Annotated in this window: 16 protein-coding genes and 2 other annotated features (2 of these 18 cut by a window edge); of the genes, 5 read left to right on the top strand and 11 right to left on the bottom strand. The window is 41.3% G+C overall.

The genetic code is table 11. From position 1 onward, the window contains the following. Window positions 1-87, top strand: a binding site (T-box leader) (it extends 168 nt beyond the left edge of the window). Window positions 88-143: 56 nt separating this feature from the next. Continuing rightward, window positions 144-1295, top strand: a complete 1152-nt coding sequence (locus tag AB3Y88_RS06465) for an amidohydrolase (protein ID WP_228888135.1) — start codon at window positions 144-146, stop codon at window positions 1293-1295. A gap of 387 nt (window positions 1296-1682) precedes the next feature. Here the strand turns inward: AB3Y88_RS06465 and AB3Y88_RS06460 are convergent, their stop codons facing one another. Both AB3Y88_RS06460 and menB read right to left on the bottom strand, forming a co-directional pair. Next, complete coding sequence (locus AB3Y88_RS06460) at window positions 1683-3140, bottom strand: o-succinylbenzoate--CoA ligase (protein WP_056962040.1); 1458 nt, start codon at window positions 3138-3140, stop codon at window positions 1683-1685. Between the two features lie 20 nt (window positions 3141-3160). Beyond that, window positions 3161-3982, bottom strand: coding sequence for a 1,4-dihydroxy-2-naphthoyl-CoA synthase (menB, locus tag AB3Y88_RS06455; RefSeq protein ID WP_056962039.1), 822 nt, complete (start codon window positions 3980-3982; stop codon window positions 3161-3163). Between the two features lie 60 nt (window positions 3983-4042). Between menB and AB3Y88_RS06450 the strand changes: the two genes are divergently transcribed. Next, complete coding sequence (locus tag AB3Y88_RS06450; protein WP_228888138.1) at window positions 4043-4417, top strand: hotdog fold thioesterase; 375 nt, start codon at window positions 4043-4045, stop codon at window positions 4415-4417. A gap of 278 nt (window positions 4418-4695) precedes the next feature. Here the strand turns inward: AB3Y88_RS06450 and AB3Y88_RS06445 are convergent, their stop codons facing one another. From AB3Y88_RS06445 to AB3Y88_RS06435, 3 genes are all read right to left on the bottom strand, one after another. Continuing rightward, window positions 4696-5292 carry a TetR/AcrR family transcriptional regulator gene (locus AB3Y88_RS06445; RefSeq protein ID WP_056962037.1) on the bottom strand — a complete coding sequence of 199 codons (597 nt, stop codon included), beginning with the start codon at window positions 5290-5292 and terminating at the stop codon, window positions 4696-4698. An 80-nt stretch (window positions 5293-5372) separates the two neighbouring features. Further along, window positions 5373-5759: a VOC family protein gene (locus tag AB3Y88_RS06440; protein ID WP_054758108.1), complete on the bottom strand. Its 387-nt coding sequence runs from the start codon at window positions 5757-5759 to the stop codon at window positions 5373-5375. Between the two features lie 21 nt (window positions 5760-5780). Then, the gene (locus AB3Y88_RS06435; RefSeq protein WP_054758106.1) at window positions 5781-6212 is read right to left on the bottom strand and encodes a MerR family transcriptional regulator; all 432 of its coding nucleotides are present in this window, start codon (window positions 6210-6212) and stop codon (window positions 5781-5783) included. A gap of 315 nt (window positions 6213-6527) precedes the next feature. Here AB3Y88_RS06435 and AB3Y88_RS06430 point away from each other — a divergent pair, with 315 nt between their 5' ends. The 3 genes from AB3Y88_RS06430 (at window position 6528) to AB3Y88_RS06420 (ending at window position 9807) form a co-directional block, all read left to right on the top strand. Next, entirely contained in the window at window positions 6528-8246 is a 1719-nt protein-coding gene (locus AB3Y88_RS06430; RefSeq protein ID WP_228888140.1) for a sensor histidine kinase, read from the top strand. 399 nt (window positions 8247-8645) lie between these two features. Continuing rightward, a complete protein-coding gene (locus AB3Y88_RS06425) occupies window positions 8646-9224 on the top strand; it encodes a TetR/AcrR family transcriptional regulator (RefSeq protein WP_228888142.1) in 579 nt (192 codons plus the stop codon). Beyond that, a complete protein-coding gene (locus AB3Y88_RS06420; RefSeq protein WP_054757263.1) occupies window positions 9217-9807 on the top strand; it encodes an NAD(P)H-dependent oxidoreductase in 591 nt (196 codons plus the stop codon). The genes AB3Y88_RS06425 and AB3Y88_RS06420 overlap by 8 nt, the downstream gene beginning before the upstream one ends. A 38-nt stretch (window positions 9808-9845) precedes the next feature. On the opposite strand, the gene AB3Y88_RS06415 is transcribed toward AB3Y88_RS06420, so the two are convergent. The 6 genes from AB3Y88_RS06415 to AB3Y88_RS06390 form a co-directional block, all read right to left on the bottom strand. Then, window positions 9846-11135, bottom strand: coding sequence for an MFS transporter (locus AB3Y88_RS06415; protein ID WP_056962034.1), 1290 nt, complete (start codon window positions 11133-11135; stop codon window positions 9846-9848). An 11-nt stretch (window positions 11136-11146) separates the two neighbouring features. Further along, window positions 11147-11731, bottom strand: coding sequence for a 3-isopropylmalate dehydratase small subunit (gene leuD / locus AB3Y88_RS06410; protein WP_056962033.1), 585 nt, complete (start codon window positions 11729-11731; stop codon window positions 11147-11149). Continuing rightward, window positions 11731-13104 carry a 3-isopropylmalate dehydratase large subunit gene (leuC, locus tag AB3Y88_RS06405; protein ID WP_056962032.1) on the bottom strand — a complete coding sequence of 458 codons (1374 nt, stop codon included), beginning with the start codon at window positions 13102-13104 and terminating at the stop codon, window positions 11731-11733. The genes leuD and leuC overlap by 1 nt, the downstream gene beginning before the upstream one ends. After that, a complete protein-coding gene (gene leuB, locus AB3Y88_RS06400) occupies window positions 13101-14168 on the bottom strand; it encodes a 3-isopropylmalate dehydrogenase (RefSeq protein ID WP_228888144.1) in 1068 nt (355 codons plus the stop codon). Before leuB ends, leuC begins: the two co-directional genes overlap by 4 nt. Continuing rightward, the gene (locus tag AB3Y88_RS06395; protein WP_228888146.1) at window positions 14168-15331 is read right to left on the bottom strand and encodes a 2-isopropylmalate synthase; all 1164 of its coding nucleotides are present in this window, start codon (window positions 15329-15331) and stop codon (window positions 14168-14170) included. Before AB3Y88_RS06395 ends, leuB begins: the two co-directional genes overlap by 1 nt. Window positions 15332-16194: 863 nt before the next feature. Then, window positions 16195-16980: a sulfite exporter TauE/SafE family protein gene (locus tag AB3Y88_RS06390; protein ID WP_228888148.1), complete on the bottom strand. Its 786-nt coding sequence runs from the start codon at window positions 16978-16980 to the stop codon at window positions 16195-16197. Between the two features lie 290 nt (window positions 16981-17270). After that, window positions 17271-17320 (top strand) — a binding site (T-box leader) (it continues 180 nt past the right edge of the window).

Genomic DNA, 17320 nt, shown 5'->3' with positions numbered 1-17320 from the left:
CAGCAATGTTGTTGGACTTGCAGAGTTATTCGGTGTGAATCGAATATAAATTTAAGGTGGCAGCACGTATCTCAAGACGTCCTTGGAAGTTTTTCCAAGAACGCCTTTTTTATTTTACAAAATAAATTAAAAGGGGCATTTAGATGACACATACCTTTGTAACCGATAAACTTGAAAAACAATTAATTAGTTATCGTCACTGGTTTCATGAATATCCTGAACTGGCAACGCAGGAGTTTAAAACTACCAAAAAGATTAAAGAAATTTTGCAAAGCTGGAACATCAGACTCTTACCAACAGCTCTGCCCACTGGGGTCTTTGCTGAAATCGGCACTGGTTCAGGACCCATTGTCGCTTTACGTGCAGATCTGGATGGCTTACCCCTTCAAGAAGCAACGGGCCTTACTTTTTCATCGAAGCACCCTCATGTAATGCATGCTTGTGGACATGATACCCACATTGCGGCTTTGTTGGGAGGAGCGTTTTTACTGAAACAACAGGAATCAAAACTTCCAGGAAGAGTCCGCTTAATTTTTCAACCTGCCGAAGAAGACAAAGAAGGTGCTTTACAAGTAATCGCTGATGGACAAATCAACGGCGTCAGTTCCATTATCGGTTTTCACAATAATCCCAACTATTCAACTACAGAGTTTGGCATTAGAGCAGGAGTCGTGAGTGGCGCAATTGACAAATTTAAGGTCCTTTTACATGGTGTAGGTACACATGCTTCTGCCCCCCAAAACGGGAGCGATCCCATCGTTGCTTTGGGCGCGCAAATTAATGCTTTGCAAACTATCAGCAGCCGTAATACAGATCCCTTTGCAGCCGTCGTCTTAAGTATTACACACGTCGCTGCTGGTAATACTTGGAATATTTTACCAGCAGAAAGCTTTTTCGAAGGCACTGTACGGACCGCTGATCCCGTAGTCCGTACTCAAGTAAAGAAACGTTTTTTTGAAATTGTTAAGTATACGGCCAAGGCATACGGCGTTACGGCGGAAATTGATTGGTATGCAGGCGATCCTTCAGTTAATAACGATCCGCACCTTGTATCAGTTCTAGCAAAAGCGTTAAACAACAGCGCCACGATCTATCCACAGGAAAAAAGACTTGGAAGCGACGATTTTGCATGCTACCAAGCTAAAATACCAGGAGTTTATATTAATATTGGCAATAACGAAAAAATTAGTGCACATAACTCACAGTTCTTAGCAGATGATAAAATTGTGCTGCAAGGAGCCATTTTTTTCGAAAAAGCAGCGCTTAGTGTTTTGGCAGACTCACAGCAAAGCTAACTTAGCTAAGCTAAAGATTACCAAACACCATTTGCTTAAATCTCATGGTATCCGCATCGGCTTTGCCAAAATAACGCAACCAGAAAATTTATGGCGTTTTATGGTTGCGTTATTTTAGTGTAGTTCAAAATTAAAAAGAGAGTGTGACATACGTCGGGAAAATTTGAGTGCTAATTCGAGGTTAGACGGAGAATTTTGACTTATGGAACACGTTTATCCGGAATAAAAGAGGGGCTGTGACAAAAGTTAAATTTTGTCACAGCCCCTCTTTTATTCCGGATAAACGTGTTCCATAAGTCAAAATTTCGCGACCGACTTCGAATTGCTCAACGCAAAGAACGCATGCTATTCGTAATTATGCATTAGTTTTCAAACTTTGGCCGTTCGTTAGTCTAATTTTCGCTTTTGGCTAAAAAATTGCTGTAACAGATAGTGCTGCACCTTCCCACTAGCTGTCCGTGGCAGCTGAGCAAGTCGAATAAAATACCGCGGCACTTTGTAATGGGCCAGTTTTTGTCTCCCATAACTGCGCAGCTGCTCTTGTTTAATTTGCGTGTCAGCTACGTAAAAAGCACATGGTACTGCTCCCCAGCGTTGATCGGCTACTCCAATGACTGCAATCTCCTGAATCGCTGGAAACTGGGCATAAACAGCTTCAATCTCATTTGGATAAATGTTCTCCCCACCTGAAATAAACATCTCATCAATTCGACCCTTTATAAATAAAAAACCGGCTGCATCCAAGACCCCAAGGTCGCCTGTACGAAACCAGCCATCGCGCGTCAGCTTCTTTTTAAAATCGTCTGGAGCGTTTAGATATCCTTTAACAACATTAGGCGCTTTGACTTGAACTTCTCCAGTACCCTTTCCAGTAATCCGAAGTTGCACGGGAAATAAGGGCTTGCCGACCGACCCAATTTTATCAGGTGCATCTGCAAAATTTAAAGCAACAATTTGCGAACAGGTTTCTGTCATTCCGTATGATTGGACTACCGGCAGCTTCCGTTCTTGACAAAGCGCTAAGGTCGCGTGTGAAATTGGAGCTCCACCAAGTAAAAAGCCGCGAAAATCCTGCTGATATCCTTCAACTGGAAAGACTGCCAGCAGCTGTACCAACATTTGCGGCACAACTGACATTAAAGTCACCGGTGCAGTACACAATAGTTTAGTGATTTGCACAGGTTCAAAATGCCGTACAAGCAGCACTCCCATCCCATAAATCAGACTGCGCATCACAATTGACAGCCCGCTAATATGAAAAAGCGGAACGGCGCACAGCCAAAGATCATGTGCTTGCAATCCTAAGTTAAAAGCAGAACCGACCGCCGAATAAAAATGATTGCGATAACTTTGCATCACACCATGTGGTGCTCCCGTTGTACCCGAAGTATACATAATTGATGCTGTAGCTTCTTCCGCAAACTCTTTAACTAAAGTTGGCGTCACCGGACTTAGCTTTGCAAGCTGCTGTAAGGAGCTGACTGTCCACCTTGACTGCAATTCAGCAATCCCGCTGATGCGCGGCGACAGTTTTGGATCAACTAAAATAACATGGATATCTGCAGTCGCAAGCTGACTCTTAAGTTCCTGCAAACTTAACCGAAAGTTCAGCAAAACCGGTTCAATCCCCAACTGCTGCAATGCCAGAAGCGCAAAATAGCTTTCCGCAGTGTTTGCCGCAATCAGAGCTATTCTACGTTCGTTTTGAAACCCCGCCGTAGTTAAACAACCAGCAAATTTTACTACTGCCGTTCTGAGCTGCTTGAAGGTCCAGCTCTTCCCTTCAAAAAGCAGTGCAATTTTTTGCGGTTCTAGCTGAGCCTGTTTTGTTAACCAATTTTCCACCTTTACCGCTCCTTATGCCCTTATGGAAATTTAGGAAATTTATCAAAATCCGGCTGCCGTTTTTCATTAAAGGCATCGCGGCCTTCTTTTCCTTCGTCTGTAGTATAAAAAAGCATTGTGGCATCGCCGCCAAGCTGCTGTAGCCCAGCGATGCCATCTGTATCAGCATTCATCGCTGCTTTAAGGAAACGCAATGCGGTTGGCGACTTGGTCAATAACTCATCGCACCATTTTAATGTTTCAGCCTCAACCTGAGCTAAAGGAACTACCTTATTGATCCAATTCATTGCAAGTGCTTCTTGAGCAGTATACCAGTGATTCATAAACCACACTTCTTTAGCCCGTTTATGTCCAATCACACGTGCCAAGTATGCGGACCCATAACCCGCATCAAAACTTCCGACTTTGGGACCAGTTTGACCAAATTTAGCATTATCAGCTGCAATTGTCAGATCACAAACCAACTGTAATACATTGCCGCCACCAACTGACCAGCCTTTAACTAATGCAATCACAGGTTTCGGAATAACCCTGATCAACCGCTGCAGATCAAGTACATTCAGCCGTGCAATTTTATCAGGACCAACATAGCCCCCATTACCACGGACTCCCTGATCGCCGCCGGAACTAAAGGCTTCATCCCCAGCACCGGTTAAAATAATCACTCCGATTGAACTGTCATCCCGACAATTTGTAAATGCTTCGAGTAATTCAGTAATTGTTACAGGTGTAAATGCGTTTCGCCTTTTAGGCCGATTAATTGTCAATTTAGCAATCTTGCCACTACGTTCAAAAATAATTTCTTGATATTCCTTAACTTTTTGCCATTTCCTTGTTGCCATCTATTTCATGTCCTTTCTGTTAAAATGGAACTAAACGTTACTAACTGAGGAGATGTGTCTGTGAATTTACTTGAAACTTTAGACATTGAAACTGAATCTGTTTCTGCTGCACAAGCTGTTATTACAGTAACTGTCAGAGAAAAGTTAAAACAACCTTATGGGCTTGTCCATGGCGGCATTAATGCCATTTTAGCGGAAACCGCCGCAAGCCTAGCTGCCAACGCAGGAGCCCCTGCCGGCCAAATCGCAGTGGGAGTCAGCCTCAATACAAACCACCTGTTGCCCGTTTCCACAGGAAGCTTACGGGCAGTTGCGTCCCCACTTCATCTTGGGAAAAAGACCCAAGTCTGGCAAGTCAAGATCACTCAATTACCCAGTAACCAAGTTACAAGCTTTAGTATAGTCACGCTGATTCTTCAACAAATACCTGAATAAACCGCACACCTGCATTACTTTTAACCGGGTTAAAAGCTAAAACTTAATTGCACCTCTTCTTTGTCAGATAAGTGTGTGACATAAATCAAAATTCTCTGTCTACCTTTGAATTACTCGGTACAAAAGACTGCGATGTTCATAACTTCGCGTCAATACTCGAATTTTACCGGCTTATGGCACACCCATAATTTTAGCACATGAAAAGACCGAAAGCCTGAATAGAGCTCTGGTGCTCTTAAGCTTTCGGTCTTATTTAATAAAAATTTTCTGAGCCTCTTTTAACCCTTAACTTCTTTCAACTTAGCTGTCTGTGACATCTGTTCAATGCTTTTGCGTACAATCGTCATTATATCTGCTTCAAGCTCGCCTGTTTCCGGATTCATCCCTTGCGAGACCCACAAACTAATTGTACCAATAACTCCATTTGTAATAAATGCATAGAAATATTCGAACTGTTCATCTGTCATCCACTTAATCTGGCTAATTATATAAGGTCGTGCTGTCTCACGACAACTTGCAAAAATTTTTTCCAGGAAATCACCGCCATATCTTCTATCCAAAGAAGCCTTTACCACTTCCGCATCTTCTTTTTTTAGAACTTCAAAAATGGCGGGAAGAATCGTATGTTCCCCTTCATTAAATCGATATTTAATGAAAGCTAGGGTTTCTTTAAAGAGCTGCTCACGCTGTTGCTGCAATAAATCAAAAGGATTACGATAATAACGATAAAATGTCCCCCGATTTATCTGTGCTGTCCGGCAAATGTCAGTCACAGTGATCGCTTCGATATCTTTTATGCGCAAAAGTTTAAAAAAACTGTCACGGATCATCTTTTTAGTATAACGGCTGCGTTGGTTGTCCTTCGTTCCGGTCAAAAAATCACCCCAATGATCTTAAGCAGATTTATAATAATAAAGCAGCACTCCCAAATTTGCGTTTCCTCTCCTCTGTTTTTTTATTCGTGAATTTCAAGCGGTAAGCCATCAGGATCAAAGAAAAAGGTCATCTTTTCACCTGTAAAAGTGTCTTTTCTAATCGGTTCTGTCTCAATGCCCAATTTTTTTAACTCCATGGCAGTTTGAACAACATCTTCGACTTTAAAAGCAAGGTGACGCAACCCCGTCGCCTCTCCAACGGGAAAAGTCAGTCGCTGAGGCGCAGCTGGCTTAATGAAAATTTCCAAGTGGATGCTCCCCTTTGCAAGATCTAATTTGATGTCTCCTTTATCCGCACGCTGATGCTGTGCCATGACTTCAAACCCTAACTTGTCCACATAAAAAGCGCGTGTCCGCTCAAGTTCGTGTCCTATCAAAGCAATATGGTGAATCAATCCTAGTCTCACATCAATTAACCTACCATTTCATTATTTTTTCGTTTGAACCTCAATGTAGCTTCGCCCTTCAGCAACAATTCCGACTACTTTTCTTTTCTGGTCTTCATCAAGGTAGCCCATCATGATTTTGCCTAAAACCTTCTCCGGATCTTCAATCACCACATCTGTGAAGACTGCATTCACAAATTTTTTACAAATTTCAACTTTCTGTCGTTGCTGTTCAGCTTGTTCAGCTGCTTTTGCAAGCGTTAAGCCTTCATCCAAAAGCAGCTTGATGGCCCGAACTTTATAGAACATTTCAAATTTATACTTGCGTGCCGAACTCTTTCCATCTGTGACTGATTCGATATACTTTTTTTCTTCCCAATACCGCAGTTGTCTAGCCGAAACGCCTGTTAAGTTACTGAGATCACCGATTCCAATTATCAAATCTGCTTTTAACGAAAATTTATCCCCTAACATCTGCTCCATCCTTTTTGGACTATTTTTATAACTAAATTTTAACTTTCTTGGATTCCTTGTCAACTTATTTTACAATATCATCTGTCTTTATATTGTCATCTTATATTTTAACAAAAAAAAACTATAAAATCTGTGTTTTCTATCACAAGATAATTTTATCTGCTTTGAATTATAACTAATTACGTCGGCCCTGACCTTTAAATTTCTGTGCTGATGCCCCTTTAGGTTATTAAAATGAAAATGGTTTCTAAATAAATAAAGTGCTACCATTATATGTAAATTGAGCAGCATAAAACTCGGAAAGGAGCTGACAAAGTGTTCTCACTCTTCATTCTTTTATTGCAACGCCTTGGGATTATCTTAGTACTGGCTTTTTTACTCGTAAATGTTTCTTTTTTCCGTAAATTAATCGCACAGAAAAGCTTAAAAGCAGGCATTGCACTAATTGCAATCTTCACAATCTTCACCATTATCTCCAATCTAACGGGTGTTGAAATCACACGTAACAATTCACTTGTGCAGGCTCCCTTTTTAACTGGCCTGCCGCAATCTGACTCGATCGCCAATACCCGTACTTTGGTAATTACTGTTGCCGGAATTATTGGCGGTCCGCTAGTCGGAAGTGTCGTTGGTTTTCTAGGAGGATTGCACCGTGTTATTCAAGGGAACTTTTCTGATTACTTTTACATTGTCAGTTCAACCTTAGTTGGTCTTGTGAGTGGACTCTTGGCTAAAAAATTAAAACATAATACTTCTTATCCGAGTCCGGGAATGAGTGCTGCACTTGGCTTGCTTGCTGAGTCATTGCAAATGATATTTATCGGTATTTTCAGCGGCCTTGCGCTTGTTAAGCTGATTATCATCCCGATGATTCTGTTAAACAGTATTGGAGTCTCAGTTTTCATCTCCATCTTAAATGCGTATCTTTCAAATGAACAACAGCTTAAGGCTGTGCAGACACATGATGTCTTGAATCTGACCAATCGAACACTGCCATACTTTCGCCAAGGGCTAAATATTAACTCGGCACAACAGGCATGCCGCATTATCAGACAGTATACTAATTTTGATGCGGTTGGGATCACTGATCGCGTAAATGTTCTGGCACATGTTGGGGCGGGGGAAGATCATCATCTTGCTGGTCAAGCGGTTTTGACAGATCTTTCAAAACATGTCATTGCAAGCGGCACAGCCCGTTTTGCATATCATCAAGCTGAAATCGGTTGCCCGCATGCCGGCTGCCCGCTTGCCTCAGCGATTGTTTTGCCATTAATCGTTAATGATAAGACAATCGGTGCTTTGAAGATGTACTTTACAAAAGCAGAACGTCTAACTAGCGTCGAAGAGAACCTTGCGCAAGGACTTGCCTCAATCTTTTCTAGTCAGCTCGCATTAGGAATGGCGGAAGAACAATCCAAATTAGCGAGTGATGCGGAAATTAAGTCACTTCAAGCACAGATTAATCCTCATTTTTTCTTTAATGCGATCAATACGGTCAGCGCGCTTATGAGAACAAATGTGGATCAAGCACGGACTGCCCTTCTTCAACTCAGTACCTTCTTTCGTTCCAGTCTACAGGGAGTGACGGAAACACAGATTCCATTAAAACAAGAAAAAGAGCATGTTAATTCTTATATGTCATTGGAACAGACCCGTTTTCCAGACAAATACACTGTGATTTACGCAATTGACGCTGCTCCCGAAGTCCAAGTCCCGCCTTTTTGCTTGCAGGTCCTCGTTGAAAATTCTGTACGGCATGCATTTCCTAACCGGCGCAAAGGCAACATCATCAAGATCACTGTTAAACAACACCCCACAGCGTTAAATATTATTGTGGCTGACAATGGGATTGGCATAAAAAAAGAATTGCTTGCTCGTCTAGGACAAGAAACAATTACTTCTTCTACGGGCACCGGCACCGCCTTGGCAAATTTAAATCGCCGTTTAATTGGTTTGTATGGTAACGAAAGCCATCTGCAAATTAAGAGTTCTGCAGCGGGCACTACAATAAAAATAGTAATTCCTAATTTATAAATATGATATTTCATGGTTGAATTTTAAATTAGGCATCCGGTTAGCTGCACTAAACATCAAAAGTGTGCCATAAGTCAATTAAATTTGAATATCAATGGAGAATTAAAAGCCAACGGGGCTGTGACAAAAGTTAAATTTTGCCACAGCCCCTCTTTTATTCCGGATAAATGTGTTCCATAAGTCAAAATTCTCCGTCTAACTTCGAATTACTCATAGCAAAGTACTCACGATGTTCGTAATTTCGAGTTAGCACTCAAATTTTCCCGACTTATGTCGCACTCTCGTTTTGTTCCATTTTGTTTTGTAGTAGCTGCGTTTCCGTGTTCCATTAAATAATCTTCGAAATTTAAGTTGAACCCAAAGGATAACAGTGTTACCCTTTGGAGAGGAGGAAGATCCATGAATCAAAATAATACACGGACAAAAATTATTGCTCTTACCATTCAAAAAATTCAGCAGGGTCAACTGCAGCAGCTTTCACTGCGTAACCTTTCACAACAATTGAACCTCACCACTGGTGCCTTTTATAAACACTTTAAAAACAAAGACGACTTGTTCTATGTCGTCTCTGAAAAACTCTCGCACCGTCTTTATGCTGAAATTTCTCCGGCAGTAGTTGCCTCCTTGCCACAAGATCCTGTCAAGGCACTTCTTATCCTCGGAGATCAGTTATTGGACTATTTCATTAACGAACCCCAAGTTATCGACTTTCTATTCTTCAATCCAAGCGTGCGCACTAGCTATCCAGCCGCTAGTCCTACAAGTGACAAGTTTCAATTTCTAAAGTTAACAAAAACTGTTGTAGCTGCGGTAACTCGTACAGAACATACTACTGTTCCAGAACACGTGCTATTTATTCAAATCTGGTCATTCATTCAAGGTTATGGCATCTTGTTAAAAAATAAGATTGTAACCAAAGATTATCATTTACTCGAACAAACTCTAAATAAGCTATTAAAAGGAGGCTCCTATGAATAAAGTACTCATTGTTTACTGCCATCCCTACAATCAAAGCTTTAACCATGCTGTTTTAACAGCTGTTAAAAGTAATTTAGAAAAACAAAATTGTGCGTATGCGGTGATTGATCTCTACCGTGATAATTTCAAACCTTTTTATGATGCCGAGGAACTCCGCCTTTTCCATTCAGGTAAAACACATGATCCGTTAGTCACTAAGTACCTCACCCAACTAAAGAATGCTTCTGGGATCATCTTCATTACTCCAATTTGGTGGAACAGCATTCCTGGAATGTTAAAAGGATTCATTGATAAAGTCATGAAAGAAGGCGAGGGACTCTCGCACATCGTTACCAGAACTGGGATCCGCGGCTGCTTGACTAATTTAAAGCATGCCTATGTACTGACAACCTCAACCTCACCAACCTTCTATTTCAAATGCTTTATGGGCAATGGCATTCAGAAAATCTTTATCAACAAAACTTTAAAACAAATCGGTGTCAAACATGGAACATGGCTTAATTGTGGTGGAATCACCAACTCCACCCTAGCCAAACGGCAACGTTATTTGCAGCGCATTGAATCTCTACCATTTAAATTCTAAACCGAGTGTGTTCTTTGTTTTTTTGCTTTTAAATCTTTCTAACCAATCTTTCGTTGATTGGTCTCGGTTCCTAACGTCCAAACAACTACCCCGGCAAACAATGCAATTGCACTGATAGTCCAAAAAATCATCTCGACGGATGTGACCTGCAGCATCCATGCAACAACAAGGGGCATTGCAACCGTAAATAACTTAGCAATCCCATTGGAGATTCCTGCACCCCGGAAGCGAAAAGCCGTCGTGAACAATTCTGCAACGTAAACAGCCACCACACTAGCCATCAAAACATAAAAACAAGTTGTCAACAAGAACCCTACGATAACTACGCCACTTGTACTTGCCTGTTGCGCATACAGCATTCCAAAAACTGCTGTCAGTAAAAAGGCGGGTACAATTGTTTTTTTACGGCCGATTCGATCAACCAAATATGCTCCAAGTGCGCAGCCGACAGGTGCCCCAAGCATCATTAACGTTGACAGTCCCAACGAACTTGAAATGTTAATTCCACGCTTAACCAACAATGTTGGTGTCCATGAGGTAAATGTATACTGACAAATGTTAACCGCCGAAACTGCAACAATCGCGACGAACAGACTAATTCCCAAAGAGTGTTGCACCGGTGTCGCTTTTTTTGATTGCATTGCTGTTCGGCTGCCATTAACTTCCAGTTGTTTAATGACCGTTTCTGCCTGTTCATTTTTCCCATGTACCATTAACCATCGCGGAGATTCAGGAATATCGCGCCGTAAATACCATAAAATTGCTGCAGCAATTCCAATCCCTGCAAACATGACCCGCCAACCAAAACGTGGAATAATTAAGGTACAAAGAAGCAAGGTCAACGGTGCCCCACAGTTTGCAATTAACGAAACACCTGCACACCACTTACCACGATTATGAATTGGTGCAAATTCATTAACCATTGAATATCCAGTCACAATTTCTGATCCCAGACCAATACTTGCGCACAAACGGCAAATAATCAAAACCCACATATTAGGTGCAAATGCAGCTAGGAAGGTAAATCCGCCAAATAATAAAAGGTTAACCTGATAGGCAACACGGCGCCCTTTAAGATCTCCGATAAAACCTGCAATTAAAGAGCCAATAAATAATCCTAAAAATCCACCTGAAAGAAAATACGAATTCTGTGCTAGTGTTGACCAGCCGCTTTTAAAAACTGAGCTAACCACTGCACTGGCCATGTAGACATCAGCAGCATCTAAAAACATCCCACCTGCCACTAGTGCAAAGATCTTATAAAATAATGGCGATTCATGTGTCCGATCAATTCTCTTTTGTAATTCTGCAACATTTTGCATTTCCATAAAAGTACCTCTCAGTTATAGTTTGGGATATTTGCTTCATAAGCCGCAATTTGATCTTCGTATCCCATTGTGATCGCAATATCGTCCAATCCCTTAATGAACTTATTTTTCCACAATGGATCAATGTCAAAATCAAAACTGAAGTGTTGATAACGTACCTGTTGTTGCGGCAAATCAACGGTAATCTTAGCGTCTGTCGGAATTTGTGCTAAAATACGACGCTGTTCTTCTGGAAGAATAATTGCCAATACTCCATTTTTAGTACTATTCATGTAAAAAATATCGCTATAGCCACCGGCAATAATTACTTTAAATCCGAAATCTTTCAAAGCCCAGACCGCATGCTCACGTGAAGAGCCGCATCCAAAATTATCACCGGTCACTAAAATTTGTGCCCCTTGGCGTTCTGGTTGGTTCAAAATAAATTCTGGATTAGGCGTCCGATCTGCTAAATAACGCCAATCATAGAACAAGTTTTTGCCGTAACCTACTTTTAGAATGTTCTTTAAAAATTGCTTAGGAATAATTTGATCAGTATCAATATTTTCCTTCATTAGCGGAATTGTCGTACTAGTAATCGTCGTAATTGGTTCCATTAGACTTCTTCCTTTCTGATATCAACAAAATGTCCATTAATTGCAGCGTACGCAACCATTGCGGGGCTTGCCAAATGTGTCCGTGATCCTGCGCCTTGGCGTCCTTCAAAATTCCGATTAGAAGTCGAAGCGCAGTGCAACCCTGCTGGCACTTGGTCCGGGTTCATACCTAAACAAGCAGAACAACCGGGTTCGCGCCACTCACAACCAGCATTCTTAAAGATCTGATCAATCCCCATTTTTTCAGCGGCTTCTTTTACGGCCCGTGACCCGGGAACAACTAAAGCGGTGACCCCGGCTGCAATGTGGTGGCCCTTCAAAACATTTGCGGCAATTTTTAAGTCTGATAAGCGCCCATTAGTACAAGACCCAAAGAATGCATATTGAATCGGAATATCCAAAACAGGTTGTCCAGGACGCAAGCCAACATAATCAAAAGCTTTTTGATCGTCAGCGTTCTTGATTTCTGGCAATTTTTCATCAACAGGCACTGACATCCCAGGATTTGTTCCCCAAGAAACAAACGGAGCAAGTTTGTGTACATCGAAATCAATGACCTTGTCAAATGCCTCAGGACTATCAGTATAGTATTGTTTCCAGTCTGCAATCGCCCGCTTCATATTTTTAGGTGCGTATTTACGGCCAGCAACATAGTCAAAAGTCGTTTGATCCGGTTTAACATTGCACATTTTTGCCCCTCCTTCAATTCCCATATTACAGAGGGTCATTCTCTCTTCCATGCTCATGTTCTCAATCGTATCTCCATATAACTCAACGGCATAACCGGTACCAAAGGCCACTCCTTCACGTGCAATGATTCCCATAATGATATCCTTGGCATAGACACCATGTGGTAATCGTCCATGCACATGAATTCCCATCGTCTTGGGTTTGGTTTGCCAAATTGTCTGCGTGGCAAGTACATGTTCAACTTCACTAGTTCCAATTCCAAAAGCAATTGAACCAAAGGCTCCATGGGTAGCAGTATGTGAATCACCGCATACCACTACCATCCCTGGCTGTGTCAGTCCAAGTTGTGGTCCAATCACATGAATAATTCCCTGATCTGCGTGTCCCATTCCAGCTAATCGAATTCCGAATTCTTTGGCGTTTCGCGCTAGTGTTTCGATTTGTTTGCGTGAAATTGCATCTTTCACGTTAAAAATATCAGTCGTAGGAACATTATGATCCATCGTTGCAAATGTTTTGTCAGTTCTTCTTACCTGACGACCATTTTCACGTAATCCTTCGAAGGCCTGCGGAGAGGTGACTTCATGCACTAGGTGAAGATCAACATAAATTAGTTGCGGGCCTCCTGGTTCACCAGAAATTACGTGTCTATCCCAAAGTTTGTCAAACATTGTCTGTTTCATTTGCTGTTCCTACTTTCTTTGATTGTAGTGATAATCGCATCAGTAACTTCTGTGGTGCTGGCGTTGCCGCCAAGATCAGGTGTGACAATTTGTTTACTAATGACAGCGTTGATAGCTGTCGTAATTTGTGCCGCAAGGTCCGCACGGTCAAACGAATTAGCAAGCATCATTGCAACAGATCTAATCATTGAAATCGGATCCGCAATTCCTTTACCAGCAATATCCGGTGCAGACCCATGAATCGGTTCATAGAGCGCAGGGCCGCTGCTGCCCAAGCTCATTGAAGGAATAGTTCCAAGCGAACCTGTAATCTCGGCCGCTTCATCACTGAGAATATCGCCAAATAAATTCTCGGTCAAAATAACGTCAAATTGCTGTGGTGCAGAGATTATTTTCATCGAGGCAGCATCAACATAACAAGCATCATAAGCTACATCAGGATACGTAAGGGCAATTTCGGCAACAATTCTGCGCCAAAATTTACTAGTTGCTAGAACATTGGCCTTATCTACCAACGTGACATGCTTTTTTCGTTTGCGTGCGAGTTCAAAAGCACTGCGTGTAATTCGTTGAACTTCTTCTTTGGTATATCGCATTGTATCAAGCGCATAATTTTCATCCAGTTGGCGTGGAGTGCCAAAGTAAATTCCACTAGTAAGTTCACGCACAATCACAAAATTAACCGGTTTTCCATTTTTTAAAGGTGAATATTGCTGCATTGCTTCTTCAATCACAGTTGGACGAATATTTGCGAACAGATTTAACTTTTTGCGAATTTCTAGTAACCCCGCCTCTGGTCGTTTAACAGCGTGGTCCCACTTAGGCCCACCAATGGCCGCCAGTAGTACTGCGTCGCTTTGCTGACAAGCACTGAGTGTCTCTTGCGGTAGCGGTTCACCCGTCTGATCAATTGCAGCTCCACCGAAGGGAACTTCATGTAGTTCGTAATCAAAGCGCCCATTTTCTCCAACCACTTCTAGGACCTTAAGCCCGGCTGCCATAATCTCCGGCCCAATATAATCCCCTGCTAAAGCCGTGATTTGTACCTTTTTCTTCCCCTGCATTATGAAACCACCTTTTCAAATTTTTCCATTATTTCACGCAAATCAGCTTCTGAGACAATCGCAGTATGATCTGCTTTATTCTTGAAGATTGGAAAGATCTGCTGCATGCCTTCACGTTCAACGCTGTATCCCATCTGTCTAAGCTTCGTCATCACCGCATGTGATCCTGAAAGCTTACCTAAAGGCAACGTGGTTTTGGCAGCTCCGACTGACTCAGGGGTTAAAATCTCATATGTCTGTGGACTTTTTAACATCCCATCCTGATGGATTCCAGATTCATGTGCGAAAGCATTCGCTCCGACAACCGCTTTGTTATGTGGCACAGGCATTTTTGTATAACGACTAATCAGCTCGCTGATCGCTTTTGTTTTTTTCAAATCAATCCGATCTACTGCATCGTAATAATCCTTTCTTACGTATAAACCTGCAGCAACCTCTTCAAGTGCCGCGTTGCCTGCCCGTTCGCCAATTCCATTAACGGTGCCTTCAATCCGAGTTGCTCCATTTTTAATTGCAGCCATACTGTTTGCAACCGCCATGCCTAAGTCATCGTGGCAATGTACAGAAAAGGTCACCTCAGCAAATGACGGGATCTTTTTTTGCATATACTGGAACAGTTCTGCAAATTCTGCAGGATTTGTATATCCCACAGTATCAGGAATATTAATGACTGAAGCCCCTGCATCAATTGCTGTTTGAATTGCTTTACATAAGTAATCATACTCAGTCCGCGTGGCATCCTCGGGTGAAAATTCCACAATTTCAAAGAATTGATGCGCATATGAAACAGAATCTTTGATTGCTTTAAGGACCTGTTCCTTGGACATATGCAATTTAGATTCACGATGGACCGGACTAGTAGCAATGAAAACATGGATCTGTTTATGTGCAGCTTTTGCTGTCGCTGCAACACAAGCATCAATATCTCCTTTACGTGCTCGTGCAAGTCCGGTGACGCAAGTCTTTTTCACTGCTTGTGCAACCGCACTGACCGCCTCAAAATCACCTTTAGAAGCAATCGGAAACCCGGCTTCAATACAATCAACTCCCCATGCTTCAAGCTGTTTTGCCAATTCTACCTTCTGCTCAATACTGAAGTTAACTCCAATCGTTTGTTCACCGTCACGCAATGTTGTATCAAAAAATTGAATTTGTTTCGTCATCACAAACCACCCTTTCGAATTTTTGTCCTTTGATTACTGATTTTCCAACAAAAAAAGCACCCCATCAGAAATGGGGTGCCGGCCAAGCCCCATTTCATAACGCAAATAGGACTCGACATAAATTGTCAGAGTCCTGCGTTATAGTAATAGGGCTTGAAGTTGTGAGGCTACAGGTAAAATCGCATCTTTAACGTTAATTTCGATCATTGCTTTTTTCATGTCTGTAGCCTCCTTCGAATTTGATATTATCAATGTATCATCACTTGTGAAGAAAATCAATAGCAATTTTTAATTTTTATCACTTAATTCTAATTTTTATTTTCATTGCTTGCTAAACTGATAAATTTCAAAACTTTTATTTACCATCTGACTAATTTAAACTAGCTAACGACCGTTTTTCAACCACTTGGTTAGTAAAATAGATGCCCTTGCTTATTTTTGGTCATCAAAAAACAGCCCAGCAAGATAAAGTTCCGGTTTTAATCCGTTTGCTTTTTTCTTTCGTCTAGCTAACTCTGCCTTTAACAATCTTGAATTTCTTCAATATCATCATCGACTTGATTAACTATCTCACTGGACTGCTGTTAAATAAGGGATTTTCAAACTCTAACCTCTTTTCTAACTGTCTTGCGACAGCTCTTTTTATCCAGTCAACATGCAAGCATGCCACTGAACCTTCGATTATAGCGTTTGCTATAATCCCTTACACTTCGTATTATAGCGTAATTCAGTTTTAATGCAAGCGTTTACACTTGGGCATAAAAGAATCTGAACCAAAACTCATTTTTGGATTCAGTTCTGTAGTTTGATAACATCCTAGTCTACTGCTTAGTTCACCACAATCGGGTCCTATGCCACAACTTCTAGTGGTAGGCCTGAATAAAAAGACTAATTGCTAAGATAAGTGCTCCTACTCCTACACATAACTTTGATGGTTTTTCAGGAATCAGTCGCACAATCTTAGGTCCAAGATAACCACCCAAGAAAAGCCCTGCCCCCAAGGGAATCACCAATAACCAGTAGATATGCGACTCAAAAGCATAGATGAGCGTTGCGACTAAATTCGAAAGTCCCAAAGAAACATTCTTCAGTGCATTGTAGACCGTAAACTTAGTGGTACTTCCAATTGAAAAAATTGCCAGCATAATTACTCCTCCAGCTGCACCAAAATAACCGGCATAAGCGCCTACCAAAAAAATTGCAGTATAATAAATTGTCTTTTTCAAACCACTCTCAAAGCGGGAAGCAGACTTTTTAAGCGCCTGTCTTTGCGTAAAAATGGGTCGGATTGGGAGTAACAGTAGCAAACCTGCAAATAAAATAAAAAAAGGTACGATGTGGGTAAAGGATGCTGCTGGTTGAACTAGCAACAAGATAGATCCGAAAATGCTGCCAAAAATCGTGAGTGGCAGAATTTTTAGCAATTCTCCCCGATGATCCTTCAATTCCCTTTGAGAAGAAATACTAGATCCAAAACCGGTTAAAACCAATGCAGCAGTATTGGTAACATCCGCAAAGACCGGTGGAACTCCCACTGCGAGTAAAGTCGGATATGATACTAACGATGCCAAACCTGTAACTGTACTCAAAATTCCAGCTACAATACCAGCAGGGAAAAGCAGAAACCATGAACTTAAACTTTCCATCAACTTATTTCTCAACTTTCTAAAAATTAAAGAGTAGACTGACAAATTCCGCCTAGTATACTAGATTCACTTACTTATTATAAACAATTGCATATAATTTAACACAAATAATTATTCAACCCAGAGCTGCAAAATTATTAAACAATATCATCTTGCCCATTTGGACTAGCTCGTGGTTAGTTTTTAAATGTTAAAGCCCACCAAAAATCTCATTTTTTTGCACTTGACATCGTCAGGTTGCGGGTGTAAGCTTCTGTCAAACATTAGATTTGGATAAGAAAATTATAAAAACTTGAAAAGCACAGAAGAGAAGTGTCTTTTACATTTTCCGTTCAGAGAGTTG

The organism is Liquorilactobacillus satsumensis (genome assembly GCF_964065465.1).
Taxonomy (GTDB): domain Bacteria; phylum Bacillota; class Bacilli; order Lactobacillales; family Lactobacillaceae; genus Liquorilactobacillus; species Liquorilactobacillus satsumensis.
The sequence above is the reverse complement of the archived record's forward strand: the minus strand, read 5'-3'. Positions and strand labels throughout refer to the sequence as shown.

Excerpts from the sequence above, each read along its gene's own strand:
- AB3Y88_RS06465 (WP_228888135.1), top strand. The coding sequence starts at position 144 with ATGACACATACCTTTGTAACCGATAAACTTGAAAAACAATTAATTAGT.
- leuD (WP_056962033.1), bottom strand. The coding sequence starts at position 11,731 with ATGGAACCAATTACGACGATTACTAGTACGACAATTCCGCTAATGAAG.
- leuB (WP_228888144.1), bottom strand. The coding sequence starts at position 14,168 with ATGCAGGGGAAGAAAAAGGTACAAATCACGGCTTTAGCAGGGGATTAT.
- leuC (WP_056962032.1), bottom strand. The coding sequence starts at position 13,104 with ATGAAACAGACAATGTTTGACAAACTTTGGGATAGACACGTAATTTCT.
- AB3Y88_RS06395 (WP_228888146.1), bottom strand. The coding sequence starts at position 15,331 with ATGACGAAACAAATTCAATTTTTTGATACAACATTGCGTGACGGTGAA.
- menB (WP_056962039.1), bottom strand. The coding sequence starts at position 3,982 with ATGGCAACAAGGAAATGGCAAAAAGTTAAGGAATATCAAGAAATTATT.
- AB3Y88_RS06415 (WP_056962034.1), bottom strand. The coding sequence starts at position 11,135 with ATGGAAATGCAAAATGTTGCAGAATTACAAAAGAGAATTGATCGGACA.
- AB3Y88_RS06435 (WP_054758106.1), bottom strand. The coding sequence starts at position 6,212 with ATGTTAGGGGATAAATTTTCGTTAAAAGCAGATTTGATAATTGGAATC.
- AB3Y88_RS06425 (WP_228888142.1), top strand. The coding sequence starts at position 8,646 with ATGAATCAAAATAATACACGGACAAAAATTATTGCTCTTACCATTCAA.
- AB3Y88_RS06420 (WP_054757263.1), top strand. The coding sequence starts at position 9,217 with ATGAATAAAGTACTCATTGTTTACTGCCATCCCTACAATCAAAGCTTT.